This is a genomic window from Bradyrhizobium sp. USDA 326 (genome assembly GCF_049739485.1).
In the GTDB taxonomy this organism is placed as follows: domain Bacteria; phylum Pseudomonadota; class Alphaproteobacteria; order Rhizobiales; family Xanthobacteraceae; genus Bradyrhizobium.
This window is the reverse complement of record NZ_JBMGQA010000001.1, coordinates 2,628,789-2,652,016: the sequence shown is the minus strand read 5'-3', so window position 1 is coordinate 2,652,016 and position 23,228 is coordinate 2,628,789. Positions and strand designations below refer to the sequence as shown.

Sequence of the window (23,228 nt, the reverse complement as noted above, 5' to 3'; positions counted from 1 at the left end):
CGATCAATATGGCAATGATTCCAATGCAGAGGATTTTCACCGCATTCCAAGGGCAGCGTCGCCTGGTGTCCGGCGCGGCGGGAGAGGTCGCACTGGTCGTCAAGCGGGTGGCGGCGCGGCCGGACGAGCCGATCATCATCTTCGAGGACGCAACGGGCCGGCCGATCGACTTCGACCTGCGCGGCGGCGATCGCGAGGTGCTGACGCGGCTGACCAAGCTTGTCCCGCCCCTGGTCGAGGAGACCGCACCTCCGAGTGAACCGCGCGGTCGCGGCCGGCCGAAGCTCGGCGTGGTCGCGCGCGAAGTGACGTTGCTGCCGCGGCACTGGGAGTGGCTCAATGCGCAGGCGGGCGGCGCCTCGGTCGCGCTGCGCAAGCTCGTCGACGAGGCCAGGCGCGTCAGCGGCGCCAAGGACCGCGAGCGCCAGGCGCGCGATGCGGCCTATCACTTCATGTCGACCATGGCCGGCAATCTGCCGCAGTTCGAGGAGGCCTCGCGCGCGCTGTTCGCGGACGACCGGCGGCGCTTCACCGGACTGATCGCGGACTGGCCGACCGACATCCGCGACCACATCATCAAGCTCGCCTACAGCGACCGCGCTTAAACCGCGCACCGCTCCTCACAACCCCATCGACGGCCGGGCCGCGCATTGCGCGGCAACGGCTTCGCACGCCCTGATGAAAGGCCGATCCATGTCCGCCCCAAAACCGCTCTGGACCACATTCCTCCGCTTCCTCGCACCCCTGATGCTGAGCAACGCGCTGCAATCGCTGTTCGGCACCGTCAGCAATGTCTATCTCGGCCAGATGATCGGCGTCGACGCGCTCGCCGCGGTCTCGGTCTTCTTCCCGGTGATGTTTTTCCTGTTCGCCTTCGTCATGGGCCTGAGCACCGGCGCCACCGTGCTGATCGGCCAGGCTTTTGGCGCGGGCGAGCGCGGCAGCATCAAGATCGTTGTGGGCACGACGCTCGCAGTCGGTCTCTTGCTGTCGGTCTCCGTTGCGCTGGTCGGAGGGATCCTCAGCCGGCAATTGATGATGATGCTCGCGACTCCTGCTGACATTCTCGACCAGGCCAGTGCCTATGCGCGCATCGTGCTGCTCACGATGCCGCTCGGCTTCGTCTTTCTGCTGATGACCGCGATGATCCGCGGCGTCGGCGACACGCTGACGCCACTGCTGGCGTTGGCGTTGTCGACGACAATCGGCCTGATCTTGACGCCGATCCTGATCCGCGGCACGTTCGGACTGCCGGCGGCCGGTATCACCAGTCCGGCATGGGCGGCGGCAATCGCCAACGCGCTGACGCTGATCGTGCTCGCCGTCTATTTGCTCCGGAAGAAACATGCGCTCGCGCCGGACGCGGCGTTGCTGCGTCACCTGCGGCTGAACGGCGCCGTGCTCGGAAAGGTCCTCGGCGTCGGACTGCCGAGCGCCATCGGCATGGTGGTGATGGCGATCGCCGAGCTGGTGCTGCTCGGCCTCGTCAACGGCTATGGGTCCGATGCCACGGCCGCGTATGGCGCGGTCAACCAGGTGATGGGCTACACGCAGTTCACGGCGATGTCGATCTCGATCGCGGTCTCGATCCTCGGCGCCCAGGCCGTCGGCGGCGGCGACCGGGCCCGGCTCGACGGCATCGTGCGGATGGGCCTTGCGTTCAACATCGTCCTGACCGGCGGGTTGGTGGCGCTGATCTACCTCGCGCCGCGCGCGGTGCTCGGCATCTTCATCACCGATGGCGCCGTGCTGGACCTGGCGAAGGGATTGCTCAACATCGCCTTGTGGAGCTCGGTGCCGTTCGGGCTCGCCACGGTGTTCTCGGGCGCGATGCGCGGCGCCGGCGTCGCGTTGACGCCGATGCTGCTGTCGATCTTCGCGATCGCCGCAATCGAGCTGCCCGCTGCAATCATCCTCAGCCACACCGTCGGCCTGACCGGCGTGTGGGCCGCTTATCCCATCGTGTTCTGCGCCATGTTGATTCTGCAGATGGGCTATTACCACTTGGTGTGGCGCAAGCGGGCAATCCGGCGCCTGATCTGACCATCAAAGTATTATGACCGTCATTAAACGATGGACCTGTGGCGCGGCCTGCGCCACAATGAGGAAAAGCCTACTCAGAAAGCCAGGTCAGGGAGAATGATTTTGACCCGCACCGCCCCGCAATTCCTGTTCGACTTCGGCAGCCCCAATGCCTATCTCAGCCATCTGGCGATTCCGGCGATCGAGCAGCGGATCGGCGTCAAGTTCGACTATGTGCCGATCCTGCTCGGCGGCATCTTCAAGTCGACCAACAACAAGTCGCCGGCCGAGACCCTGGCCGGCATCAAGAACAAGCGCGAATTCCAGGCGGTGGAGACCGAGCGCTTCATCAAGCGCTTCCATGTCCAGCCCTATGTCTGGAATCCGCATTTCCCGGTCAACACGCTGAGCCTGATGCGCGCGGCGATCGCGGCACAGCTCGAGGGTGTGTTCGAAAAGTATGTCGAGGCCGCCTTCCACCACATGTGGCGCGAGCCGAAGAAGATGGACGATCCTGAAATCGCGGCAAAGGCGCTGGCGTCGTCCGGCCTCGACGCGCAAAGGCTGTTCGCCCGCGCCGGGGAACCCGAGGTGAAGGGCAAGCTGATCAAGAACACCGAGGAGGCGGTCGCCCGCGGCGCGTTCGGCTCGCCGACCTTCTTCGTCGGCAACGAGATGTTCTTCGGCAAGGAGCAGCTGCGCGAGGTCGAGGAGATGGTGCTGGAAGGGGGCGAGTAGCGAATGGCGAATGGCGAGTAGTGAAAGCGTTACTCGCGTTTCGTCGCGTGCTATTCTATTCGCTACTGTCTGTTCGCCATTCGCCTCTTTCTGAAGAACAACGACAATGACGGAGTTTGTCTCATGCGTATCCTCGTGGTCGGCGCCGGCGCCATCGGCGGCTATTTTGGTGGCAGGCTGTTGCAGGCCGGCCGCGACGTCACCTTCCTGGTCCGGCCACGGCGCGCCAGCGAGCTCGCGAGCGCCGGCCTTGTCATCAAGAGCCCGAACGGCGACGTGACCTTGAAGAATCCGCCGACCGTGCAGGCGGACGCGCTCAGGGACAAGTTCGACGTCGTGCTCCTGAGCTGCAAGGCGTTCGACCTCGACGACGCCATCAAGTCGTTCGCCGCGGCGGTCGGACCGAACACCGCGATCATTCCGATGCTCAACGGCATGAAGCATCTCGACACGCTGGATGCCAGGTTCGGCAACGAGCGCGTGCTCGGCGGCCTCTGCGCCATCGCGGCGACCTTGAACGAGAAGCGCGAGGTGGTGCAGCTCCAGCCGATGCAGTCGATCAATTACGGCGAGCGCGACGGCAAGATGTCGGACCGGGTGAAGGCGATCGACGAAGCCTTCAAGAGCGGCATCACTGGCGCCACCGCCAGCCAGAACATCATGCAGGACATGTGGGAGAAGTGGGTTTTCCTCTCTTCGCTCGCGGCATCCACCAGCCTGATGCGTGCCTCGGTAGGTGACATCCTTGCGGCTCCGGGCGGCCGGGATTTCCTGCTCGGCATGCTGGACGAGACCAGTGCGGTCGCCGCCGCGTCGGGTTATCCGCCGGGTGGCCCTTTCTTCGAGCGGGTGAAAGGCAACCTCACCGCCGAAGGCTCGCCGATGACGGCCTCGATGTTCCGCGACATCAAGGCAGGCCTGCCGGTCGAGGCCGATCACGTGATCGGCGATCTCATCGCGCGCGCCGATGCGGCCAAGGTGCCGGTGCCGAAGCTGCGCATCGCGTACACGCATCTGAAGGCATATGAGAAGCAGCGCGCGGGGTAGGTCGTAGCCACACAATCCGCTGTCGTCCCGGATCTGCGCTTCGCTTGTCCGGGACGACAGTGGAGTTTGCCGAAACAGCTCCGTGCTATTTCAAATTCGCGAGATAGTGTGAGACGGCCGTGATCTCTTCGTCGCTCATGTGATAGGCGACATCGGCCATTGCCGCGACGCCGCCACCGACGCGCTGGCCGGCCTTGTAGTCATGCAACGCCTTGACGAGATATTCCTCGCGTTGCCCCGCGAGCCGCGCGACCGCCTTGGTGCCGGCGTAGTTGTCCGTGTGGCATGAAGCGCAGCGGCGGCCGACGGCAACCTGCGCACCCTTCTTCGACAGGTCCGGATCTCCGTCCTCGGCGCTCTTCGGCGGCGTCAGCGAAGAAAAATAGGCGCCGAAATTGCGGATGTCCTCGTTGGTCATCTCCTCGACGATCGGCTGCATCTGCTCGTTCTTGCGCGAGCCGGCGCGGAAGAACACCAGCTGCCATTGCAGGAATTGATCGGGCTGACCGGCCAGCGAGGGGATGTTCTCGGTCTGCGAGATGCCGTTCTCGCCGTGGCAGCCTGAGCAGACGGCGGCCTTCTCCTTGATCGCGGCATTGTCGGCGGCCTGGGCCGGAACGAATAGTAGCGTCGCAGATAGAATTCCGAACCGAACCGTCCGCATGAATGCCTTCTCCAGCTGTCATTGCCGGGCTTGACCCGTCAATCCATCCCTGTTGCAGAGGGTTTCTCGTATGATGGATGCCCGGATCAAGTCCGGGCATGACGAACCTGTTCCGCGGCGAGCACGCCGCATCAAGCAAAGAGGCTGCGGCCATCGCGCGGTCGCAGCCTCACATCGTGTCGCGCGCTACTTCTTGCTGTAGCTGATGCGGTAGATCGCGCCGGCCCAGTCGTCGGCGACGAGGATCGACCCATCCTTGGCGAGGATGATGTCGTTGGGACGGCCGAGATAGCCCTGGTCGCCCTCGAGCCAGCCGGAGGCGAAGATCTCCTGCTTGGGGTTTTTGCCGTCGGGCCCGACGATCACGCGCACGATGCGCGCGCCCTGGTACTTGTGGCGATTCCAGGAGCCGTGCTCGGCGATCAGGATGTTGTTCTTGTACTCGGCGGGGAATTGATCGCCGGTATAGAACTTCATGCCGAGCGGAGCGACATGCGCGCCGAGATTCAGCACCGGCGGCGTGAACTCGGAGCACTTGTGGCCCATCGCGAACTTGTCATCAGGCAGGTTGCCCTGGTGGCAATAGGGATAGCCGAAATGCTCGCCGATCCTGTTGATCATGTTCAGCTTGTCCGAGGGCAGATCGTCGCTGATCCAGTCGCGGGCATTCTCGGTGAACCAGAGCTTGCCGGTGCGCGGATCGACGTCGCCGCCGACCGAGTTGCGGACGCCGAGCGCCCAGATTTCGGCGTTGCCGGTCTTTGGATCGACGCGGCGGATCTGCGAGACGCTGGTCGGCGGGATGCCGATGTTGAAGGGCGGTCCGAACGGCAGGAAGAACCAGCCCTCCTTGTCGACCGCGATGTATTTCCAACCATGCGCGGCATAGGACGGCATGTCGTCATAGACGACCTTGCCCTCGCCGGGATTGTCGAGCTTGTTCTCGATGTCGTCGTAGCGGATCAGCTTGTCGACAGCGATGACGTAGAGCGCGCCGTCCTTGACGGCGAGGCCGGTGGGCATGTTCAAGCCCTTGAGGATGGTCTTGACCTCTTTCTTCCCGCCATTGTCCTTGATGGCATAGACGTTGCCGAGGCCGAAGGAGCCGACGAACAGCGTGCCCTTGTCGCCCCAGGCCATCTGCCGCGCGGCCAGCACGCCCGAGGCGTAGACCTCGATCTTGAAGCCCGGCGGCAGCTTGACCTTCTTGACGATGTTGGCGAGCTCGGCGTCGGACGCGCCGGTCGGCGGGCCCGAGGGCGGCGCGAGGCCCTTCTGCGCCTCGGTCTCGTCGCCGAGGAACCAGTCGTCCGGCGGATGGGTCCAGAACTCCTTGGTGCCGGATTCGTATTTCTTCAGCGGCTTGCTCTTGTCCTGCTGTTGCGCATGGCCGGCGCTGGTCCCCGCGAGAAGGGCAACCGCTGCAAGCGCCAGAACGGATTGAAAGACGGATCGATGGAATTTCATCGCGTCACTCCCCTAAGGCAGCCGTCAGGGCTGCGCGTTATTTTGGTTTTGCCAGTCGAGAGGCGAAGTTTTGGGTCCGTCAGAACGACAGACCCAAAAAGGTTAGCACATCTGCGAACGGTGAGAAGCGCGCCGCCTCCACCGACTTCGCGCTCCGAACAAATTGAGACGGAATGTCAATGAAGGAGCGAACGCCGCGACGACAACGGCTCTCGCTGCAGCGCGAAATCAAGTTGGCGCGCGGATCGTCTTGCCGGCGGCACGAGGGGTGGCTCATGCAAAAACGCGAAAACAACCCCATGCACAGTAGAACGGCTCAGGCTGGCCCGCTCCCGGTGACGCCGGGCAGACATCTGAATCGTCGAGTAAAATAGCGATCGCGGCGTTTACGAGGCGACGGGGTAGGGGCCGTCGTCGAACACCGCGTCATGATAGCCCTTCGACCCGATCTCGCGTGCCAGCATGCTGCGATAATCGCGGTCGCCCTGCAGGCTGCGCAGCACATGCGCGAAGTCGAATTCGGGCCGCCAGCCCAGCTCGCGCCGCGCGCGGTCGTTGACATAAACGCGGTCGATCGCGGGGAAGAGCCGCCAGCCGCGCGCCGCATAGAGCTGCGCGCACTCCGGATAGAGCTCGCGCACGATGCCCGCCGCGTCGCGCGCGAGCGCGGCGAGATGACGCTGCTCGAACGGGCTGGTGGCCGAGACGATGTAGCGGGCGAAGCCGATTCTGGCCGCGCGTTCGACGGCCAGCAGATGCGCGCTCACGGCGTCCGCGATATCCAGCCGGCGATAGAGCAGCTCGTTGGCCTGCGCGTTCTCGAGCGCGTAGGCCGACCGCACCGAGGGATCGTCGTCGTCCTCGGGAAAGAAGCGCGAGGTCCGCAAGACCACGACGGGCAAACAGCGCTCGCGAAAGAACAGCTCGCAGAGGCTCTCGGCCATCAGCTTGGTGGTGCCGTAGATGTTCTTCGGGATGGACGGCAGATCCTCGGTGACCCAAACCGCGGCCTGCCCCGCCTCGGGGCGCAGCTGCGAGCCGAACGCGCTGGTGGTGCTGGTGAAGACGAAGCTCCCCACGCCGGCCGCCGCGGCCGCCTCGAGCAGGTTGAGCGTGCCCGTGACGTTGGTGTCGACGAAGTCCTGCTTGGAGTGGGTCGCCACATGCGGCTTGTGCAGCGTCGCGGTGTGGATGACGGCGGTGACGCCGTCCATCTGGCGCCGCACGAAGGCGGGATCGACGATCGAGCCGACCGCGTCGGTGAAGGGGGAAGGCTTCAGATCGAGCCCGCGCGCAGGCAACCGGCACCCGCGGAGCGTCCGGAGAATGGCTTCGCCGAGGTGGCCGGCACTGCCGGTGATCAGGATTGTCATGTGAGTCCCAACAAAACAGCCGTTAGCGGCGCGGAAAACCACGACCGACCCGGTTCGGCTGGATGCTCTGGGGAAAATTGGAGCGGGCGAAGGGGCTCGAACCCTCGACCCCGACCTTGGCAAGGTCGTGCTCTACCACTGAGCTACACCCGCATCCTGTGTCGGTCGCGTGACGCGCCGGCAACGGCTGTCGTATGCCAAAAGCGGGAGGGGAATGCAACAACTACCGGCGGCATCAATTCGCAATCGGAGGCCCCATATGGAGCCCGATTGGGGCCAAACCGCCCGAAAGTGTCCCGGAACCGGCGAATCGGGTCGCCTGGATTGAAATTCGGCCCATTCGGCCCAATTTAGGTGCCGACAACAAGCATATGATGTAGCGGCGTGCTAAAGAGCCGCCATTCCAGACATGACGAGGGAATCCCGTGACGATCATCGACCAGGGTAACGGAGCGGCGGGCCCGGCTGCGGCCGACCTGATCAAGGACACCACCACCCAGACCTTCGTGAAGGACGTGATCGAGGAATCGAAGCGCCAGCCGGTGCTGATCGATTTCTGGGCGGAGTGGTGCGGCCCCTGCAAGCAGCTTACCCCCGTGCTGGAGAAGGCCGTGAAGGCGGCCAAGGGCAAGGTCAAGCTGGTCAAGATGAACATCGACCAGCATCCGGCGATCCCGGGCCAGATGGGCATTCAGTCGATCCCGGCCGTGATCGCCTTCGTCAACGGCCAGCCGGCCGACGGCTTCATGGGCGCAGTGCCCGAGAGCCAGATCAATGCCTTCATCGAGCGGCTGACCAAGGGCGTCACCGCGCCGGGCGAGGTCAACGTCGCCGAGATCGTGCAGGAAGCCGAGGCGGTGCTCGCCGAGGGCGACACGGCCGCGGCAGCGCAGATCTATGCCGAGGCGCTGCAGCACGATTCTACCAATATCGCGGCACTTGCGGGCCTCGCGAAGTGCTACGCCGTCTCCGGCGCGATGGAGCAGGCCAAGCAGACGCTGGCCATGGTCCCGGAATCCAAGCGCAACGATCCGGCCGTGAAGGCCGTGCAGACCGCGATCGATCTCGCCGAGCAGGCGAAATCCCTTGGGCCGGTCGCCGAGCTGGAACAGAAAGTCGCCGCAAACCCGCTCGATCATCAGGCCCGCTTCGACCTCGCCACCGCGCTCAATGCGCAGGGCAATCGCGCGGCGGCGACCGAGCAGCTGCTCGAGATCATCAAGCGCGACCGCAAGTGGAACGATGACGGCGCCCGCAAGCAGCTGGTGCAGTTCTTCGAGGCCTGGGGCGGCACGGATGATGCAACCGTCGAGGGGCGGAAACGTTTGTCGACGATCCTGTTTTCATAGGGACGTGCTGGCGACGCCAGGGGACCGGGCAGATGCCGATCAACATCGAATATCGCGGGCCCGCCGACCTTCCGGAGATCATTCCGGTGTTTCCGCTGCCCGGCGCGCTGCTGCTACCCCGCGGCCAGATGCCGCTCAACATCTTCGAGCCGCGCTACCTTGCGATGGTTGACGATTCCTTCCGCGACGGGCATCGCCTGATCGGCATGATCCAGCCCGACGTGGCGCATTCGCCGAAGAATTCCGACAAGCCGGCGCTGTTCCGCGTCGGCTGCGTCGGTCGCATCACCCAGCTCGCCGAATCCGGCGACGGCCGCTACATCCTCGAGCTCACCGGCGTCGCGCGCTTCAAGGTTGTCGAGGAGCTCGAGGTGCTGACCGCCTACCGGCAGTGCAAGGTGGACTTCTTCGCCTTCGTCGACGACTTCACCGCGCGCATGGGCGAGGAGGAGGTCGATCGGGAAGCGCTGCTGGCCGTGCTGGCCGACTTCCTGAAGGCCAACAATCTCAAGGTCGACTGGGAAGGCGTCGAGAGCGCGCCCAACGAGGCGCTCGTCAATGCGCTGGCGATGATGTCGCCCTATGGCCCCGCGGAGAAGCAGGCGATGCTGGAGGCGCCCGACCTGAAGACCCGCGCCGAGATCCTGATCGCCGTCACTGAGATGGACCTCGCCAAGAAGCGCACCAGCGGCGATCCGCCGCTGCAGTGAGACGGTAGGTACTACAAGCGCCGTCATGCCCGGGCTTGACCCGGGCATCCAAGTCTTTGCCACACAGAAGAACGTGGATGGCCGGGACAAGCCCGGCCATGACGAGAAGGAAGTGTAACCTTCAAAATTCTACGAATGATGCCGGATGCGCTTGCGTCCGGTGACCATCGCGCGGATCAGGTTCTCGCGCTGCAGAATTCCCATCACCAGCACGCCCAACACGTGCAGCACGACCAGAACGATGACCGCGTCCGACGAATAGTGGTGGGTGTCTTCGACCCACCAGACGCCGAAGAAGGTGACGGTCACCGACATCGCGCCCGTGATCGTCGAGACGGCGAGCGAAGCCAGCAGCGCGACCAGCATCAAACTTCCGGCGGGATTGAGCCCGATATAGCGGCCGGTCATGCCGCGCCGCAGATTCCAGAGATAGCGAGGCGACGCGCGAAGCCTGACGCCGAGCATCCGGAAGCGCGAATAGCGGCTCCCCGCGAAGCCCCAGAGCAGGCGGAAAGCGATCAGGCCGATGACCGCATAGCCGACGATGCGGTGAACGCCGTCATGCACGGTCGGCGTGAACCACGCGATCACGACCGAGATCGCGAGAACCCAGTGCCAGAGGCGCAGCGGGAGGTCCCAGACCGCGACCGTCCGCGAGACGAGTCGATTCGCGGGTGTCCCGTCGGACACCCCGCGCTCTTCCGGCACTTGTTTCATCAAGCCCAATTCGCTTCGGGGCTCAGGTGCGATCTACTTGGCGATGGTGTGCTTCAGGCTGAGATCTTCGGGGCTGTAGAACAGCTCGTACAGCTTGCCTTCCTTGACGCCATAGACCTCGTAGCACGAGCCCTCGACCTTGGAGCGGCGCACCTCATAGCCCGCCGCCTTGGCCTTGGCTTCGGCTTCGCTGGCCGGCTTCCACGACGCCTTGGCGAGCTTGGTGCAATCCTTGAAACCGTCGGCCATGGCCGCCGATCCCGCGCCAATCCCGATCGTCAGTGCAATGGCAACAACACGAATGACCTTCACGAAGCTTTCCTCCTCTCGTGGGCGCCCGCAGAGCCGCGGGGCCCAGCGAAGGAAGCAAAGGAGGAGATGAAGTCAATCGGGCAGGGGCCTGGTTCGCTTTAGATAAGTTCTAACGTGGCGCGGGCTAGTAGCCGGCAACCGCGAGCGCGACCACTGCACCCATGCCGACCCAGCCGAAATGGCGGCCGCGCATGGCGTAGGCGTTGGCGAGGGCCGCAGCGCCGAACACGATGGCGAGCGTGGCGACGATCCAGTGCCGGGCGAGGCTCGATTCCAGCCGGGGTGCAACCAGCAGCAGCACGCCGCCGCCGATCCACGCCACCGTGCCGGCCTGCCACACCAGTCGAATCAGCGTGCGCAGGCGCGCCGGCTCGATGCTGGCGCGGGCGAAGACCTTGGTTTCGCCGAGCACGCCGTGGATGAGCGCCAGCACGATCGCGGCGAGGCCGGAACATTGCAGGAGAAGGTCGCGCATGGGGCATGCTCCATCCGTACAGTCCTGTATGGATATGCACCCGTTTGCTGGAAGCTGTCAATACATTAGTGTATGGACGCCATCTGGAGCCGGGCATGACCGAACAGCTTTCCGCCGACGACTGGACCAAGGAGGGCCTGAAGGTGCTCGCCAAGAGCGGCTTCACGGCGCTGAAGGCCGATCCGCTCGCCAAGGAGATGGGCGTCTCGCGCGGCAGCTTCTATTGGCATTTCGCCGACCTGGCCGCGTTCCACGCCGCCGTGCTGAAGCGCTGGCGCGAGATCGCGGCCGAGCAGATCATCGCCGATGTCGAGGCCGCCAGTGACGAGCCGCTCAAGACGCTGCTGCGGAGATCGTTCGGGGCGCGGCTCGACCTCGAACGCGCGGTGCGCAACTGGGCGGCGTTCGATGCGGCGGCGCAAGGGGCGGTGCGCGCGATCGACCGCCGCAGGCTCGACTATATCGAAGAGCTGCTGGACAAGCGGGGACTTGCCCCGGCGACGGCGCAGGCCCGCGCACAGATCCTGTACTGGACATTTCTCGGTTTCGCCCTGTCCGGCCCGCCGGTGCCGGCCGCGCGGCTTCAGGCCCTGCTCGATGAGCTCCTGGCGATGGTCTCGGCTTAGGCCTCCGATGGGCGGGCGCGAATTTCTGTGCTAAAGTCTACCAACTGCCGGAGACCCCAATGAACGCGCCCACCGAACGTCCCGAAGCCAGCGTCGATCCCAAATTGCTGGAGATTCTGGTCTGCCCGCTGACCAAGGGGCCCCTCGAGTTCAATGCCGCAAAGCAGGAGCTGATCTCGCGCAGCGCCAAGCTGGCTTATCCGATCCGCGACGGCATCCCGATTATGCTGCCGGAAGAGGCGCGCAAGATCGATTGAGCTTAGCGAGTTGGGACTGGCGAATAGCGAATGGACACCACTCGCTATTCGCTACTCACCATCGCCGCTACAACGCCTCGCCCTTCAACAGCCGCGGCACCTCGCCCGTGAGCCCCGCGGCCTGGCGGATGAACAGGTTCTTCAGCGGCGGGGCGCGGTCGACGAGGCCGAGGCCGATGTCTCGCACCGTGCGCAACAGCGTCGACTGGTTGGAGAACAGGAAGTTCAGCGAGTTGGTGGCAACGCCCATCGCCATGGTGTCGAAGCGGCGCCAGCGCTGATAGCGTTCGAGTACATCGGCACCGCCGATATCCATGCCGAGCCGCGCGGCATCGACGACCACTTCCGCCAGCGCGGCGACATCCTTCAGGCCCATGTTGAGGCCCTGGCCCGCGATCGGGTGGATGACGTGGGCGGCATCGCCGACCAGCGCGAGGCGCTCGGCGATGAAGGAACGCGCAACGAAATAGGACAACGGAAACGCGCGCGGCTTGTCGAGTGCCTTCACCTCACCGAGATGCAGACCGAAGCGCCGCTCGAGCTCGCCGTGAAATTCCTCGTCACTGAGCGCAATGATGCGCGCGGCCTCGGCGCGGCGCTCGGTCCATACCAGCGACGAGCGCTTGCCCGACAGCGGCAGGATCGCGAACGGACCTGCGGGCAGGAAATGCTCTTCGGCGCGGCCCCCATGATCGCGCTCGTGGCCGACGGTGACGACGATGCCGGACTGGTCGTACTCCCAGCCATGGGTGGCAATGCCGGCGCGCTCGCGCAATTTCGACCGCGCGCCATCGGCGGCGACCAAGAGGCTCGCCGCGATCACGCTGCCGTCGCCGAGTGTCACCTCGATGCCGTCGGAACGCGCATCGTAGGATGCAACCGGAGTGGCGCGCAGATCGATGCCCTCGGCTTCCGCACGCACCACCAGCGCATCGATCAGGCGGCGGTTCTCGACCATATGCGCAAAGGGCTCGCCCGGGGCGACATCGCCGGCAAAGTTGAGGAACACCGGACGGGTGGCGTCCTCGAGCTTCGAATCGGTGACGACCATGTCGAGGATCGGCTGCGCCTCGCTCCTGACGGCGTCCCAGGCGCCGATCGTCTCGAACAGGCGGCGGCAGGCGGCCACGATCGCGGTGGCGCGGGGATCGCGGCTCGGCCGCGTGCCGAGCGCGGGATCGGCGACGATGACGGGGATCTCGGGCCCGAGCCCCTGGCGCAGCGCCAGGGCGAGTGCAAGCCCTGCAAACGCGCCGCCACCGATGACAATGCTACCCTGTACCGACATACCAAGTTTCCCGGTCAATTCTCGGTCTTGCTAGCAGACTTGAGCTGGGCGAAACAGTGCAGTGAAACAAGGGCCGAATGGCCCCTATGTGTCATTCCGGGGCGCGCAAATGCGCGAACCCGGAATCCAGAGGTTGTCAGCTCGGGATTCCCGGTTCATCGCCATCGCGACGCCCCGGAATGACGAGATCTTCGAAAGCATCATCATGTCCAAAAGCCTGATCGACCTCATTTCGATCCTCGACCTCGAGCAGCTCGAGGTGAACCTGTTCCGTGGCAACAGCCCGAAGACGAGCTGGCAGCGGGTGTTCGGCGGCCAGGTGATCGGGCAGGCGATGGTTGCCGCGTGCCGCACCGTCGAGGGACGGCTGCCGCACTCCCTGCATTGCTATTTCATCCTGCCGGGCGATCCGCAGATCCCGATCATCTACCAGGTCGAGCGCCTGCGCGACGGCAAGAGCTATTCGACCCGCCGCGTCACCGCGATCCAGCACGGCAACGCGATCTTCTCGATCATGGTGTCGTTCCACGCCGAGGAGGAGAGCGCGTTCGACCATCAGGACAAGATGCCCGACGTGCCGCCGCCGGAGAAGCTCACGGCGGAGGAGGTCGCGAAGCAACCGATGTTCAAGGAGATGCCGGACTTCATCCGCCGCTACTATGAATCCGATCGCCCGATCGAGCTGCGCCCGGTCGAGCTCGGCCGTTATTTCGGCCAGAAGATCGACGACGGCCGCATTCACGTTTGGATCAGGACCGCCGCGAAGCTGGCCGACGATCCGGCGCTGCATATGTGCGCGCTCGCCTATGCTTCGGATTTCTCGCTGCTCGATGCGATCATGGCGCGCTATGGCCGCACGCTGTTCGACAAGCGCATGATGCCGGCGAGCCTCGACCACGCGATGTGGTTTCACCGCCCGTTCCGCGCCGACGAATGGCTGCTTTACGCGCAGGATTCGCCGAGCGCGCGCGGCGGGCGCGGCCTGACCCGCGGCTCGATCTTCAAGCCCGATGGCACGCTGGTCGCCTCCGTCGCGCAGGAAGGCTCCGTGCGCGAGCGGAAGGCATAGCGCCACGGGCGCGATGAATCGCGCCGGTGGCTGTCCGGGTCATGCTGCGAGCGAACCGCGCGGAACGAGCTCGGTCTGCGAGGCGAACCAGTTCATGATCCAGCGATAGACCCACGGAATCGGGATGATCAGGCTGCACAGGATCGCAGCGACGATGCCGCGCCAGAGGATGTCAAGACCGCTCCCCCTGAACACGACCTCGCGCCGCGTGCCTTCGACGCTGCGGCAGAACCAGCGCATCTGGGCCGCGGCGACCCAGGCCCAGCCGATGATGGTGATGATGGAAATCGCAAACAGCAGATTCCAGCCGATATAGGCCCAGATCGAGCCGGTGAAGCTCAAGCCCAGCGGCTGCCCGTTGGAGGCGAGGTTGGCGACTATCCATTTGATGAGGAGCCAGTAGAGAACGAGCTGAACGATGAACAGCAGGTTGCTCAGCAACTGGCTGCCGATGTAGCCGATTGCGATCGCCAGAACGATGAAGCCGAAATACCACGGCACCAGCGTCATCGCATCGCCGGTGAAGCTGAGGTTGGGTCGGCCCGGGACCTTGACGCAGGACACGATCCATTTCGTGTACCAGACGAACACCCACGGCGCCGGGATGACGAGGATCATTCCGATCAGCAGGACGATGCTGCGCCAGGTGAATTCCAGGATGCCGAAATCGACCGCCAGAGAGCCGCCGCTGCCCGCGCCGGCATAGCCGCCGGAACCCATCATCGGCGGACCGCCGGCCGGCATCATCGGCGGCGCGGCGCCACCTCCGATCAGGCCGGGGATTTCGGCGGCCTTCTGCCAGCCGGCCATGCCCTCGGTCCATACCAGCGTATCCGGGCGCACGATGCCCTGGGCGATCAGATCGCGGAATTGCCCCTCCGGAAAGGGCCCCTGCTGCTTGCCCTCGGATGCGTAGAACCAACTCGCCATGAAGCGTCCCCCCAAAACTCTTTTGTACCGCTCGACCGCCGCGGGTTCACCGCATCCATGCCAAAGATGCATTGTGAAAGATGAACGGTTGCCCTGTACAGAGGCGGCCGTTCACACGGTCAGACGTTTTTCCGCTTCAATCTGCAACTTTTTTATGCCATTTGCCCGGAAAGATGCCAGATTGACGCTGCGTCGGGGACATACGGCGCGGTGCATCCCGGGGAATAGGCCTGACCATGAAACTCGTCGTCGCCATCATCAAACCCTTCAAGCTCGATGAGGTCCGTCAGGCCCTGACCGCGATCGGCGTCCACGGCATGACCGTGACCGAAGTGAAGGGCTACGGCCGGCAGAAGGGCCACACCGAGATCTATCGCGGCGCCGAATATGTCGTGAACTTCCTGCCCAAGCTGCGCATCGAGATCGCGGTCCCCTCCGACGTTGCCGACAAGGCGGTCAGCGTGATCACCGCGACCGCGCGCACCGGGCAGATCGGCGACGGCAAGATCTTCGTCACGCCGATCGACCATGCGCTGCGCATCCGCACCGGCGAAACCGACAGCGACGCGCTCTAGATTTCGGCTTGACGCGTTCTGTCGACGCGAACCGCTATCCGCGTCGCAAAAACGCTTCGATAAATCTTCGATCGCACCGGGCAACGACGCCACAGCGTGCGACGCCAATTGATGCTGGGGGGAACGACATGGCGGGATGGTTGCGCCGCGCAGCGTGTATGGCTGCGCCGATCGGGCTTGTGTCCATCATGGCTTTGCCGGCACATGCCGCCGGCTCCGAGATCAACGCCGCCGACACGGCCTGGATGATCGTCGCCACCGCGCTGGTGCTGATGATGACGATCCCGGGGCTCGCGCTGTTCTATTCCGGCATGGTGCGCAAGAAGAACGTGCTCGCCACCATGGCGCAGAGCCTCGCCGCGGTGACACTGATCTCCATTCTCTGGGTGGCATTCGGCTATTCGCTCTGCTTCGTCGGCGATGGGCCGTGGATCGGCACGCTCGACCGCTGGTTTCTTGCCGGCATGACCACGGACAGCGTCAACCCTGCGGCCAAGACCATCCCGGAATCGCTGTTCATGCTGTACCAGATGACGTTCGCCATCATCACGGTGGCGCTGGTCGCTGGCTCGGTCGCCGACCGCATGCGGTTCTCCGCCTATCTCCTGTTCTCGGTCGCCTGGTTCATCTTCGTCTACATTCCGCTGGCGCATTGGGTGTGGGGCGGCGGCTTCCTCGCCGGCATGGGCGTGCTGGATTTCGCCGGCGGCCTCGTGGTGCACCTGTCGGCGGGCACCGGCGGCCTCGTTGCGGCCAAGGTGATGGGGCGCCGTCACGGCTACGGCACCGAGAATCTCTCGCCGTTCGATCTGTCGCTCGCGGTGATGGGCACCGGCCTGTTGTGGGTCGGCTGGTTCGGCTTCAACGGCGGCTCGGCGCTGGCGGCGAACTCTCGCGCGGTGATGGCGATCATCGCGACCCATCTTGCCGCCTGTGCCGGCGCGCTGACATGGGGCGCCATCGAATGGTCGACGCGGCGCAAGCCCTCCGTGCTCGGCATGATCTCCGGCGCGGTGGCCGGGCTCGGCACCATCACGCCGGCCTCGGGCTTCGTCGCCCCCTGGCACGGTATCGTCATCGGTATCGTCGCCGGGGCGGTCTGCTACTGGGCCTGTACCTGGCTGAAGCACCGTTTCAACTATGACGATTCGCTCGACGTGTTCGGCGTCCATGGCATCGGCGGGCTGACCGGCACCCTGCTTGGCGGCGTGTTCGCAACCAGCGCCATCGGCGGCACCGCCGGCCTGCTGGAGGGCCATCCTCGGCAGCTCCTGATCCAGCTCTTCGGGGTCGCCGTCACCTTCGTCTGGTCGGCGGGCGTGAGCTTCATCCTGCTCAAGCTGGTCGGCCTGTTCGTGCCCTTGCGCGTATCCCGTGAGCAGGAGCTCGAGGGGCTGGATATTTCGCAGCACGGTGAAGCCCTGCAATAGGCGACTGCGCTACGAAATTACCTTCCTGCTGCCCGACGCGTGAGCAACATTGTGTCGACAGCCTGTCATGCCGTCGATTTGAGCAGGCATGACCACGTTTTAAGCGCGACGTAATAGCGCACCGCACCACGATACCCGCCGAACGCGAAAACACCCGTTTTCATAGTCCGTTAGGCAACACGCCCGATCTGGCACGGCATTTGATTCTAGGGGTCCGGCTGTGCCCGCGTAGTGAATCTTCTCCCTCGTGGCGAACCAGTCGAGAAACGCCCGGCCACGTCCGGACCGGGCCCAAGCGGGGATAGGACCCATGAAAATTGTTATGGCGATTATCAAGCCATTCAAGCTGGAAGAAGTCCGTGACGCCCTGACCGCCATCGGCGTTCACGGTCTCACGGTGACGGAAGTCAAGGGGTATGGCCGCCAGAAGGGCCATACGGAAATCTATCGCGGCGCCGAATATGCCGTGAGCTTCCTGCCCAAGATCAAGATCGAGGTCGCTGTCGCTTCCGACCAGGTCGACAAGACCATCGACGCCATCACGTCGGCGGCGAAAACCGGACAGATCGGCGACGGCAAGATCTTCGTCATCAACCTCGACCATGCCGTGCGCATCCGCACCGGCGAGGCCGATGCCGCGGCCCTCTGATTTCGCGCTCAACCATATCCAATCAGGAGTGAATAATATGACGTTCAAGCGTCCCTATGGCGCGGGACTGGCGGCTCTCGCAGTCGGCCTGTTCGCTGCGACCGCAGCCTACGCCGAGCCAACGGTCAACAAGGGAGACAACGCCTGGATGATGACATCGACAGTGCTGGTGCTGTTGATGACGATCCCCGGCCTCGCGCTGTTCTACGGCGGTCTCGTCCGTTCCAAGAACATGCTCTCCGTCCTGATGCAGGTGTTCTACACCGTCTGCGTCGTCACCGTGATCTATGCCGTGTACGGCTACAGCCTCACCTTCACCGGCGGCTCCGACTTCATCGGCGGCTTCTCCAAGGCCTTCATGATGGGCGTCACCACCGACTCGAAGGCCGCGACCTTCTCGGTCGACGCCAACATCTCGGAGCTCATCTATATGTGCTTCCAGATGACCTTCGCGGCGATCACGCCCGCCCTCATCGTCGGCGCCTTTGCCGAGCGCATGAAGTTCTCGGCGCTCGCTCTGTTCGTTCCGCTCTGGGTCACGCTGATCTATTTCCCGATCGCGCACATGGTCTGGTACTGGCCCGGTCCGGACCTGATCCAGGACGCGGCCAAGGCTCTGGCTGCGGCGGGTGATGCGGCGGCGAAGACCGCGGCACAGGCCAAGCTCGACGAGATCAACGCCGACGCCGGCTGGATCTTCAAGATGGGCGCGATCGACTTCGCTGGCGGCACCGTGGTGCACATCAACGCCGGCATCGCAGGTCTCGTCGGCGCTCTCCTGATCGGCAAGCGCGTCGGCTATGGCAAGGAGCTGATGGCTCCACACTCGCTGACCATGTCGATGATCGGCGCCTCGCTGCTCTGGGTCGGCTGGTTCGGCTTCAACGCCGGCTCCAACCTCGAGGCCAGCGGCGGCGCTGCGCTCGCCATGACCAACTCCTTCGTGGCCACCGCGGCCGCCGCGCTGTCATGGATGTTCGCGGAATGGATCATCAAGGGTCACCCCTCGGTGCTCGGCGTCATTTCCGGTGCCGTCGCGGGTCTCGTGGCCGTCACGCCTGCAGCCGGCTTCTCCGGTGTGATGGGCGCGATCGTCCTCGGCCTCGTGGTCGGCGTGGTCTGCCTGTTCTTCTGCACCGTCGTGAAGAACGCGCTCGGCTACGATGACTCGCTGGACGTGTTCGGCGTGCACTGCATCGGCGGCATCGTCGGTGCCATCGGCACCGGCATCCTGGTCAACCCCGCTCTCGGCGGCGCCGGCATCGTCGACTACACGGCCATCCCGCCGAAGGTTGCCGATTACGACTTCGCCACGCAGATCCTCGCCCAGATCAAGGCCGTCTGCACCACGCTGGTGTGGTCGGGCGTCGGTTCGGCGATCCTCTACAAGGTCGTCGACGTGATCGTCGGCCTCCGCGCCAATGTCGAGAGCGAGCGTGAAGGCCTCGACATCACCGAGCACACCGAGCGCGCCTACAACATGTAAGTCTCCTCCCGGGCGCGGTCCCCTCTGGAAGACCGCGTCCACAACTACGGTTCGGGCACATACCCGGCAATGCCCTGACCGTTGAGGGGCTCCAGCGCAAGCTGGAGCCCCTTTCTTTTGGTCGGTTCCGCTTGCAGGTCAGGGCAGAAGCGTCCCGAACATATTGTGATCCGGCCTCGATATTCCCGCTCTGGACGCAGGCGGCGGCCGATGGTTAATCGCGTCTTAACCTCGCCCTATCTATGGTGAACTGAACCGCTTCCCGCCGGTGCCTTCGCGCGACCGGCTGTTCCAAGAGTGCTGGCGCCCAGAATGGCTATGATCGCTTCATCCCGTGCGCCGCAGGCCGGTGGAAGCCCCGACAGCGACCGCTCGCCCTTCATCCGGCTGAACGAGCTGCTGGCGCCGCATCAGCCGGGTAAGCCCTTGATCACGCTTGCAGTGGGCGAGCCCCAGCATCCCGTGCCCGACTTCGTCGGCCCGGTGCTGGCGAAGCACATCGCCGATTTCGGCCGCTACCCGCTCGGCAAGGGTATCGAGCCGTTCCGCAAAGCCGCCGGCGCCTGGCTGTCGTCGCGGTTCAAGCTGCCGCGGCCGCTCGATCCCGAGAGCGAGATTCTCGTCCTCAATGGCAGTCGCGAAGGGCTGTTCTTCGCTGCGATCACCGCGGCGCGCTATGTCGGGCCGCGTCCCGGCAAGCCAGCGATCCTGATGCCGAACCCGTTCTATCCGGTCTATGGCGCCGGCGCCCGTGCCGCGGCCTGCGAGCCGGTCTATCTGCCGACCACGGTCGAGAACGGCTTCCTGCCCGATCTCGATGCCATCGACGAGGCTACGCTGGCGCGCACGGTGGCGTTCTATCTTGCTTCGCCGGCCAATCCGCAGGGCTCCGTCGCCTCGCCCGATTATTTCAGGCGATTGAAGCAGCTCGCCGACCGCTACGGCTTCGTGATCCTCAGCGACGAGTGCTATTCCGAGATCTACACCCGCCAGGCTCCGGGCAGCGCGCTGGAATGCGCCGGCCCCGACTTCACCCGCGTGGTTGCGTTCCAGTCGCTGTCGAAGCGATCCAACCTGCCGGGCATGCGCGTCGGCTTCGCCGCCGGCGACAAGAAGTTCATCGGCATGTTCCTGGAGCTGCGCAACGTTGCGGCGCCGCAGGTGCCGGTGCCGCTCCAGCACGTCGCGACCGTCGCCTATGGCGACGAAGCGCATGTCGAGGAGAACCGCAGGCTCTACCGGATCAAGTTCGACCTCGCCGACCAGATCATCGGCAATCGTTACGGCTATCGCCGGCCCGATGCCGGCTTCTGCGTCTGGCTCGACACGTCCGCGCTCGGCGACGACGTGTCGGTGACGCTGAGACTCTTCAAGGAGGCAGGCGTGCGCGTGGTGCCCGGCAGCTATCTGGCCCGGCTCCAGCCCGACGGCTTCAATCCCGGTGCAGGCTACATTCGGCTCGCACTGGTGCAGGATGGAGAGACCACGGCGCAGGCGCTGCACCGCCTGGTCGAGACTCTGGGTTAGGCGGGGCCCATGAGCATGTCGGCAATCGAACGTGTCATTCCGCTGGTCGGCCATCTGCCGCCATCGATCCGCGAGGGTCTGGCGCGGCGCATGCGCGAGCTCACCGGCGTCGGCCTGATCGCGCTGGCGGGCGTCGCCTCGGCGGCGCTGATGACGTGGTCGGTGCAGGACCCCAGCCTCAGCCACGCCACCTCGCGGCCGATCCGCAACATTCTCGGCTATGCCGGCGCCATCGGCGCCGACCTCGCGATGCAGATTCTCGGGCTCGGCGCCATCATGCTGGTCCTGACGGTTGCGGTGTGGGGCTGGCGCATGATGACGCATCGCCCGTTCGACCGCGAAGCGCTGCGGCTCGGCTCCTGGATTCTCTGCACGGTGATCGCGGCGGGCTTCGTCAGCTGCTGGCCGCATGGCGGCGCATGGCCGCTGCCGACCGGCCTCGGCGGCGTGGTCGGCGACGCGCTGGTGCGCGCGCCGGCGGTGATTTTCGGGCCGGCCGGCACGATCTACCGCATCGTGCTGGGCACGATCCTGTTCGCCGCGATGACCGCGACCTTCCTGATCGCCTGCGGCCTTGGCGCGCGCGAGCAGGACGAGTTCGCGGAGATCGAGGATGACGACAAGCCGCTCGAGGAAGACGAGGAGAGCGATCGCGGCTCGGTATCGCTGGGCTGGCTGTTCCACGCGCTGATGAGCACCAAGGCGCGGCTGATCTGGCTGCTTGGCGCCGCGTACCGCTCGCTGGTCTCGAGTGGACCGAAGACCAAGGCGGTTGCATTCAGCCGCCAGGAGCCGAATCTGGGCGGCGGTCGCGCCGCGCCTTCGATCTCGCCGCAGTCCGAAGACGAGGACCATGAGGACGAGCACGAAGAAGAGGAAGACGAGGAGGAGGAGGAAGAGGAGCAGCCCGCCGCGCGCGCCCCACGCAAGAAGGCTGCACCGAAGGCCGCGGCGAAGAAGTCCTCCGAGAAGTTCGACCTTCCGTCCGTCTCCATGCTGGCCGCCCCGAAGGCCGGCGATCGCCAGCCGCTCAGCAAGGCCGAGCTGGAGACCAATTCCCGTTCGCTCGAAGGCGTGCTGCAGGATTTCGGCGTGCGCGGCGAGATCGTGAAGGCCAATCCGGGTCCCGTCGTCACGCTGTACGAGCTGGAGCCGGCGCCCGGCATCAAGTCCTCGCGCGTGATCGGGCTCGCTGACGACATCGCCCGCTCGATGAGCGCGCTGTCGGCGCGCGTCGCCGTCGTGCCCGGCCGCAACGCGATCGGCATCGAGCTGCCGAACGCCCATCGCGAGAAAGTCTATTTGCGCGAATTGCTGGTGGCGAAGGAAGCGACCGAGTCGGTGGCAAAGCTGCCGTTGTGCCTCGGCAAGACCATCGGCGGCGAACCTGTCATCATCGATCTCGCCCGCACGCCGCACATGCTGATCGCCGGTACCACCGGCTCGGGCAAGTCGGTCGCGATCAACACCATGATTCTCAGCCTGGTCTACCGGCTGCGCCCGGACCAGTGCCGGCTGATCATGGTCGACCCGAAGATGCTCGAGCTCTCCGTCTATGACGGCATTCCCCATCTGCTCACGCCCGTCGTGACCGATCCGAAGAAGGCGGTGGTCGCGCTGAAATGGGCCGTGCGCGAAATGGAAGAGCGCTACAAGAACATGGCCAAGCTCGGTGTGCGCAATATCGACGGCTACAATACGCGCCTGCTCGAATTGAAGGCCAAGGGTGAGGAGCCGACGCGCACGGTGCACACCGGCTTCGACAAAGAAACCGGCAAGGCGATCTACGAGGAAGAGAAGCTCTCGCTCGACCCGCTGCCATATATCGTCATCATCGTCGACGAAATGGCCGACCTGATGATGGTCGCCGGCAAGGACATCGAAGGCGCGGTGCAGCGTCTCGCGCAGATGGCGCGCGCCGCAGGCCTGCACGTGATCCTTGCCACGCAGCGTCCGTCGGTCGACGTCATCACCGGCACCATCAAGGCGAACTTCCCGACCCGCATCGCCTTCCAGGTCACGTCCAAGATCGACAGCCGCACCATCCTCGGCGAGATGGGCGCCGAGCAGCTGCTCGGCCAGGGCGACATGCTCTACATGGCCGGCGGCGGCCGCATCAGCCGCGTGCACGGACCTTTCGCCTCGGACGAGGAAGTCGAGAAGGTGGTGCGTCACCTCAAGACGCAGGGACAGCCGGAATATCTCGAAGCGGTCACCGCCGAAGAGCCGACCGAGGACGAGGACGGCGCCGTGTTCGACGCGACCGGCATGGGCGGGGATGGCGGCGGCGATCTATTCCAGCAGGCGGTTGCCATCGTCAAACGTGATCGCAAGGCCTCGACCAGCTATATCCAGCGCCGCCTGCAAATCGGCTATAACCGCGCCGCATCACTGATGGAGCGCATGGAACTGGAGGGCATCGTCGGTCCCGCCAACCACGCCGGCAAGCGCGAGATTCTGGTCGAGGAAGAAGACAGCCATATGTGAGGCGAGCCGCATCGAGGCATCATTTCACGC

The 23,228-nt window shown here is 64.9% G+C and carries 23 protein-coding genes and 1 tRNA gene; 15 read left to right on the top strand and 9 right to left on the bottom strand.

The genetic code is table 11. The features are described 5' to 3' along the window. The first annotated feature begins 8 nt into the window (after positions 1–8). The 4 genes from ABIG06_RS12665 to panE all read left to right on the top strand — a co-directional run bounded on the left by ABIG06_RS12665 (position 9) and on the right by panE (position 3,807). A complete protein-coding gene (locus tag ABIG06_RS12665) occupies positions 9–605 on the top strand; it encodes a DUF2239 family protein (RefSeq protein WP_370136854.1) in 597 nt (198 codons plus the stop codon). 88 nt (positions 606–693) lie between these two features. Further along, on the top strand, positions 694–2,043 hold the full coding sequence (locus tag ABIG06_RS12660; RefSeq protein ID WP_370136852.1) for an MATE family efflux transporter: 1,350 nt from the start codon (positions 694–696) through the stop codon (positions 2,041–2,043). Between the two features lie 102 nt (positions 2,044–2,145). Then, on the top strand, positions 2,146–2,760 hold the full coding sequence (locus ABIG06_RS12655) for a 2-hydroxychromene-2-carboxylate isomerase (protein ID WP_370136850.1): 615 nt from the start codon (positions 2,146–2,148) through the stop codon (positions 2,758–2,760). A gap of 123 nt (positions 2,761–2,883) precedes the next feature. Next, entirely contained in the window at positions 2,884–3,807 is a 924-nt protein-coding gene (gene panE / locus ABIG06_RS12650) for a 2-dehydropantoate 2-reductase (protein WP_370136849.1), read from the top strand. Between the two features lie 85 nt (positions 3,808–3,892). On the opposite strand, the gene ABIG06_RS12645 is transcribed toward panE, so the two are convergent. From ABIG06_RS12645 to ABIG06_RS12630, 4 genes are all read right to left on the bottom strand, one after another. Continuing rightward, on the bottom strand, positions 3,893–4,471 hold the full coding sequence (locus ABIG06_RS12645) for a c-type cytochrome (RefSeq protein WP_370136846.1): 579 nt from the start codon (positions 4,469–4,471) through the stop codon (positions 3,893–3,895). Positions 4,472–4,657: 186 nt separating this feature from the next. Next, a complete protein-coding gene (locus ABIG06_RS12640) occupies positions 4,658–5,938 on the bottom strand; it encodes a PQQ-dependent sugar dehydrogenase (protein ID WP_370136844.1) in 1,281 nt (426 codons plus the stop codon). 386 nt (positions 5,939–6,324) lie between these two features. After that, on the bottom strand, positions 6,325–7,311 hold the full coding sequence (locus ABIG06_RS12635) for an NAD-dependent epimerase/dehydratase family protein (RefSeq protein ID WP_370136842.1): 987 nt from the start codon (positions 7,309–7,311) through the stop codon (positions 6,325–6,327). Between the two features lie 78 nt (positions 7,312–7,389). Then, positions 7,390–7,464: transfer RNA gene (locus ABIG06_RS12630), tRNA-Gly, on the bottom strand. A 272-nt stretch (positions 7,465–7,736) separates the two neighbouring features. Here ABIG06_RS12630 and trxA point away from each other — a divergent pair. Both trxA and ABIG06_RS12620 read left to right on the top strand, forming a co-directional pair. After that, positions 7,737–8,660 (top strand): thioredoxin, encoded by a 924-nt coding sequence (gene trxA, locus ABIG06_RS12625; protein ID WP_028177007.1) that lies wholly within the window; start codon positions 7,737–7,739, stop codon positions 8,658–8,660. 32 nt (positions 8,661–8,692) lie between these two features. After that, positions 8,693–9,370 (top strand): LON peptidase substrate-binding domain-containing protein, encoded by a 678-nt coding sequence (locus ABIG06_RS12620; protein ID WP_124161975.1) that lies wholly within the window; start codon positions 8,693–8,695, stop codon positions 9,368–9,370. 129 nt (positions 9,371–9,499) lie between these two features. Here ABIG06_RS12620 and ABIG06_RS12615 read toward each other — a convergent pair whose 3' ends face one another. The 3 genes from ABIG06_RS12615 to ABIG06_RS12605 all read right to left on the bottom strand — a co-directional run bounded on the left by ABIG06_RS12615 (position 9,500) and on the right by ABIG06_RS12605 (position 10,874). Beyond that, entirely contained in the window at positions 9,500–10,087 is a 588-nt protein-coding gene (locus ABIG06_RS12615) for a cytochrome b/b6 domain-containing protein (protein ID WP_199751922.1), read from the bottom strand. A gap of 33 nt (positions 10,088–10,120) precedes the next feature. Next, a complete protein-coding gene (locus ABIG06_RS12610) occupies positions 10,121–10,399 on the bottom strand; it encodes a PepSY domain-containing protein (RefSeq protein WP_424578289.1) in 279 nt (92 codons plus the stop codon). A gap of 124 nt (positions 10,400–10,523) precedes the next feature. Then, positions 10,524–10,874, bottom strand: a complete 351-nt coding sequence (locus tag ABIG06_RS12605; protein WP_124161977.1) for a hypothetical protein — start codon at positions 10,872–10,874, stop codon at positions 10,524–10,526. 95 nt (positions 10,875–10,969) lie between these two features. Between ABIG06_RS12605 and ABIG06_RS12600 the strand changes: the two genes are divergently transcribed. Next, on the top strand, positions 10,970–11,500 hold the full coding sequence (locus tag ABIG06_RS12600) for a TetR/AcrR family transcriptional regulator (RefSeq protein WP_370136840.1): 531 nt from the start codon (positions 10,970–10,972) through the stop codon (positions 11,498–11,500). Between the two features lie 59 nt (positions 11,501–11,559). Then, positions 11,560–11,757 (top strand): Trm112 family protein, encoded by a 198-nt coding sequence (locus ABIG06_RS12595; protein WP_370136838.1) that lies wholly within the window; start codon positions 11,560–11,562, stop codon positions 11,755–11,757. 67 nt (positions 11,758–11,824) lie between these two features. On the opposite strand, the gene ABIG06_RS12590 is transcribed toward ABIG06_RS12595, so the two are convergent. Next, positions 11,825–13,045: a ubiquinone biosynthesis hydroxylase gene (locus ABIG06_RS12590; protein WP_424578288.1), complete on the bottom strand. Its 1,221-nt coding sequence runs from the start codon at positions 13,043–13,045 to the stop codon at positions 11,825–11,827. Between the two features lie 205 nt (positions 13,046–13,250). On the opposite strand from ABIG06_RS12590, the gene tesB reads away from it, so the two are divergent. Next, positions 13,251–14,114: an acyl-CoA thioesterase II gene (gene tesB / locus ABIG06_RS12585; RefSeq protein WP_124161980.1), complete on the top strand. Its 864-nt coding sequence runs from the start codon at positions 13,251–13,253 to the stop codon at positions 14,112–14,114. Between the two features lie 39 nt (positions 14,115–14,153). Here tesB and ABIG06_RS12580 read toward each other — a convergent pair whose 3' ends face one another. Continuing rightward, a complete protein-coding gene (locus ABIG06_RS12580) occupies positions 14,154–15,044 on the bottom strand; it encodes a GYF domain-containing protein (protein WP_370136837.1) in 891 nt (296 codons plus the stop codon). Between the two features lie 236 nt (positions 15,045–15,280). Between ABIG06_RS12580 and ABIG06_RS12575 the strand changes: the two genes are divergently transcribed. The 6 genes from ABIG06_RS12575 (at position 15,281) to ABIG06_RS12550 (ending at position 23,198) form a co-directional block, all read left to right on the top strand. Continuing rightward, positions 15,281–15,619, top strand: a complete 339-nt coding sequence (locus ABIG06_RS12575) for a P-II family nitrogen regulator (protein WP_124161982.1) — start codon at positions 15,281–15,283, stop codon at positions 15,617–15,619. 128 nt (positions 15,620–15,747) lie between these two features. Continuing rightward, complete coding sequence (locus ABIG06_RS12570; RefSeq protein ID WP_370136835.1) at positions 15,748–17,049, top strand: ammonium transporter; 1,302 nt, start codon at positions 15,748–15,750, stop codon at positions 17,047–17,049. Positions 17,050–17,359: 310 nt separating this feature from the next. Beyond that, positions 17,360–17,698, top strand: coding sequence for a P-II family nitrogen regulator (locus ABIG06_RS12565; RefSeq protein ID WP_008142813.1), 339 nt, complete (start codon positions 17,360–17,362; stop codon positions 17,696–17,698). A gap of 37 nt (positions 17,699–17,735) precedes the next feature. Next, complete coding sequence (locus ABIG06_RS12560; protein ID WP_124161984.1) at positions 17,736–19,184, top strand: ammonium transporter; 1,449 nt, start codon at positions 17,736–17,738, stop codon at positions 19,182–19,184. Between the two features lie 312 nt (positions 19,185–19,496). Beyond that, on the top strand, positions 19,497–20,711 hold the full coding sequence (locus ABIG06_RS12555; RefSeq protein WP_124161985.1) for an aminotransferase class I/II-fold pyridoxal phosphate-dependent enzyme: 1,215 nt from the start codon (positions 19,497–19,499) through the stop codon (positions 20,709–20,711). Positions 20,712–20,720: 9 nt separating this feature from the next. Next, positions 20,721–23,198 (top strand): DNA translocase FtsK, encoded by a 2,478-nt coding sequence (locus ABIG06_RS12550; protein WP_424578287.1) that lies wholly within the window; start codon positions 20,721–20,723, stop codon positions 23,196–23,198. The last annotated feature ends 30 nt before the right edge of the window (positions 23,199–23,228 follow it).

What these genes read in the sequence shown, in the direction of transcription:
- ABIG06_RS12580 (WP_370136837.1), bottom strand. Translation starts at nt 15,044, where the DNA reads ATGGCGAGTTGGTTCTACGCATCCGAGGGCAAGCAGCAGGGGCCCTTT.
- ABIG06_RS12660 (WP_370136852.1), top strand. Translation starts at nt 694, where the DNA reads ATGTCCGCCCCAAAACCGCTCTGGACCACATTCCTCCGCTTCCTCGCA.
- ABIG06_RS12615 (WP_199751922.1), bottom strand. Translation starts at nt 10,087, where the DNA reads ATGAAACAAGTGCCGGAAGAGCGCGGGGTGTCCGACGGGACACCCGCG.
- ABIG06_RS12570 (WP_370136835.1), top strand. Translation starts at nt 15,748, where the DNA reads ATGGCGGGATGGTTGCGCCGCGCAGCGTGTATGGCTGCGCCGATCGGG.
- ABIG06_RS12595 (WP_370136838.1), top strand. Translation starts at nt 11,560, where the DNA reads ATGAACGCGCCCACCGAACGTCCCGAAGCCAGCGTCGATCCCAAATTG.
- ABIG06_RS12635 (WP_370136842.1), bottom strand. Translation starts at nt 7,311, where the DNA reads ATGACAATCCTGATCACCGGCAGTGCCGGCCACCTCGGCGAAGCCATT.
- ABIG06_RS12640 (WP_370136844.1), bottom strand. Translation starts at nt 5,938, where the DNA reads ATGAAATTCCATCGATCCGTCTTTCAATCCGTTCTGGCGCTTGCAGCG.
- ABIG06_RS12645 (WP_370136846.1), bottom strand. Translation starts at nt 4,471, where the DNA reads ATGCGGACGGTTCGGTTCGGAATTCTATCTGCGACGCTACTATTCGTT.
- ABIG06_RS12550 (WP_424578287.1), top strand. Translation starts at nt 20,721, where the DNA reads ATGAGCATGTCGGCAATCGAACGTGTCATTCCGCTGGTCGGCCATCTG.
- ABIG06_RS12560 (WP_124161984.1), top strand. Translation starts at nt 17,736, where the DNA reads ATGACGTTCAAGCGTCCCTATGGCGCGGGACTGGCGGCTCTCGCAGTC.
- ABIG06_RS12575 (WP_124161982.1), top strand. Translation starts at nt 15,281, where the DNA reads ATGAAACTCGTCGTCGCCATCATCAAACCCTTCAAGCTCGATGAGGTC.
- ABIG06_RS12665 (WP_370136854.1), top strand. Translation starts at nt 9, where the DNA reads ATGGCAATGATTCCAATGCAGAGGATTTTCACCGCATTCCAAGGGCAG.
- ABIG06_RS12620 (WP_124161975.1), top strand. Translation starts at nt 8,693, where the DNA reads ATGCCGATCAACATCGAATATCGCGGGCCCGCCGACCTTCCGGAGATC.
- tesB (WP_124161980.1), top strand. Translation starts at nt 13,251, where the DNA reads ATGTCCAAAAGCCTGATCGACCTCATTTCGATCCTCGACCTCGAGCAG.
- ABIG06_RS12605 (WP_124161977.1), bottom strand. Translation starts at nt 10,874, where the DNA reads ATGCGCGACCTTCTCCTGCAATGTTCCGGCCTCGCCGCGATCGTGCTG.
- panE (WP_370136849.1), top strand. Translation starts at nt 2,884, where the DNA reads ATGCGTATCCTCGTGGTCGGCGCCGGCGCCATCGGCGGCTATTTTGGT.
- ABIG06_RS12555 (WP_124161985.1), top strand. Translation starts at nt 19,497, where the DNA reads ATGGCTATGATCGCTTCATCCCGTGCGCCGCAGGCCGGTGGAAGCCCC.
- ABIG06_RS12600 (WP_370136840.1), top strand. Translation starts at nt 10,970, where the DNA reads ATGACCGAACAGCTTTCCGCCGACGACTGGACCAAGGAGGGCCTGAAG.
- ABIG06_RS12590 (WP_424578288.1), bottom strand. Translation starts at nt 13,045, where the DNA reads ATGTCGGTACAGGGTAGCATTGTCATCGGTGGCGGCGCGTTTGCAGGG.
- ABIG06_RS12565 (WP_008142813.1), top strand. Translation starts at nt 17,360, where the DNA reads ATGAAAATTGTTATGGCGATTATCAAGCCATTCAAGCTGGAAGAAGTC.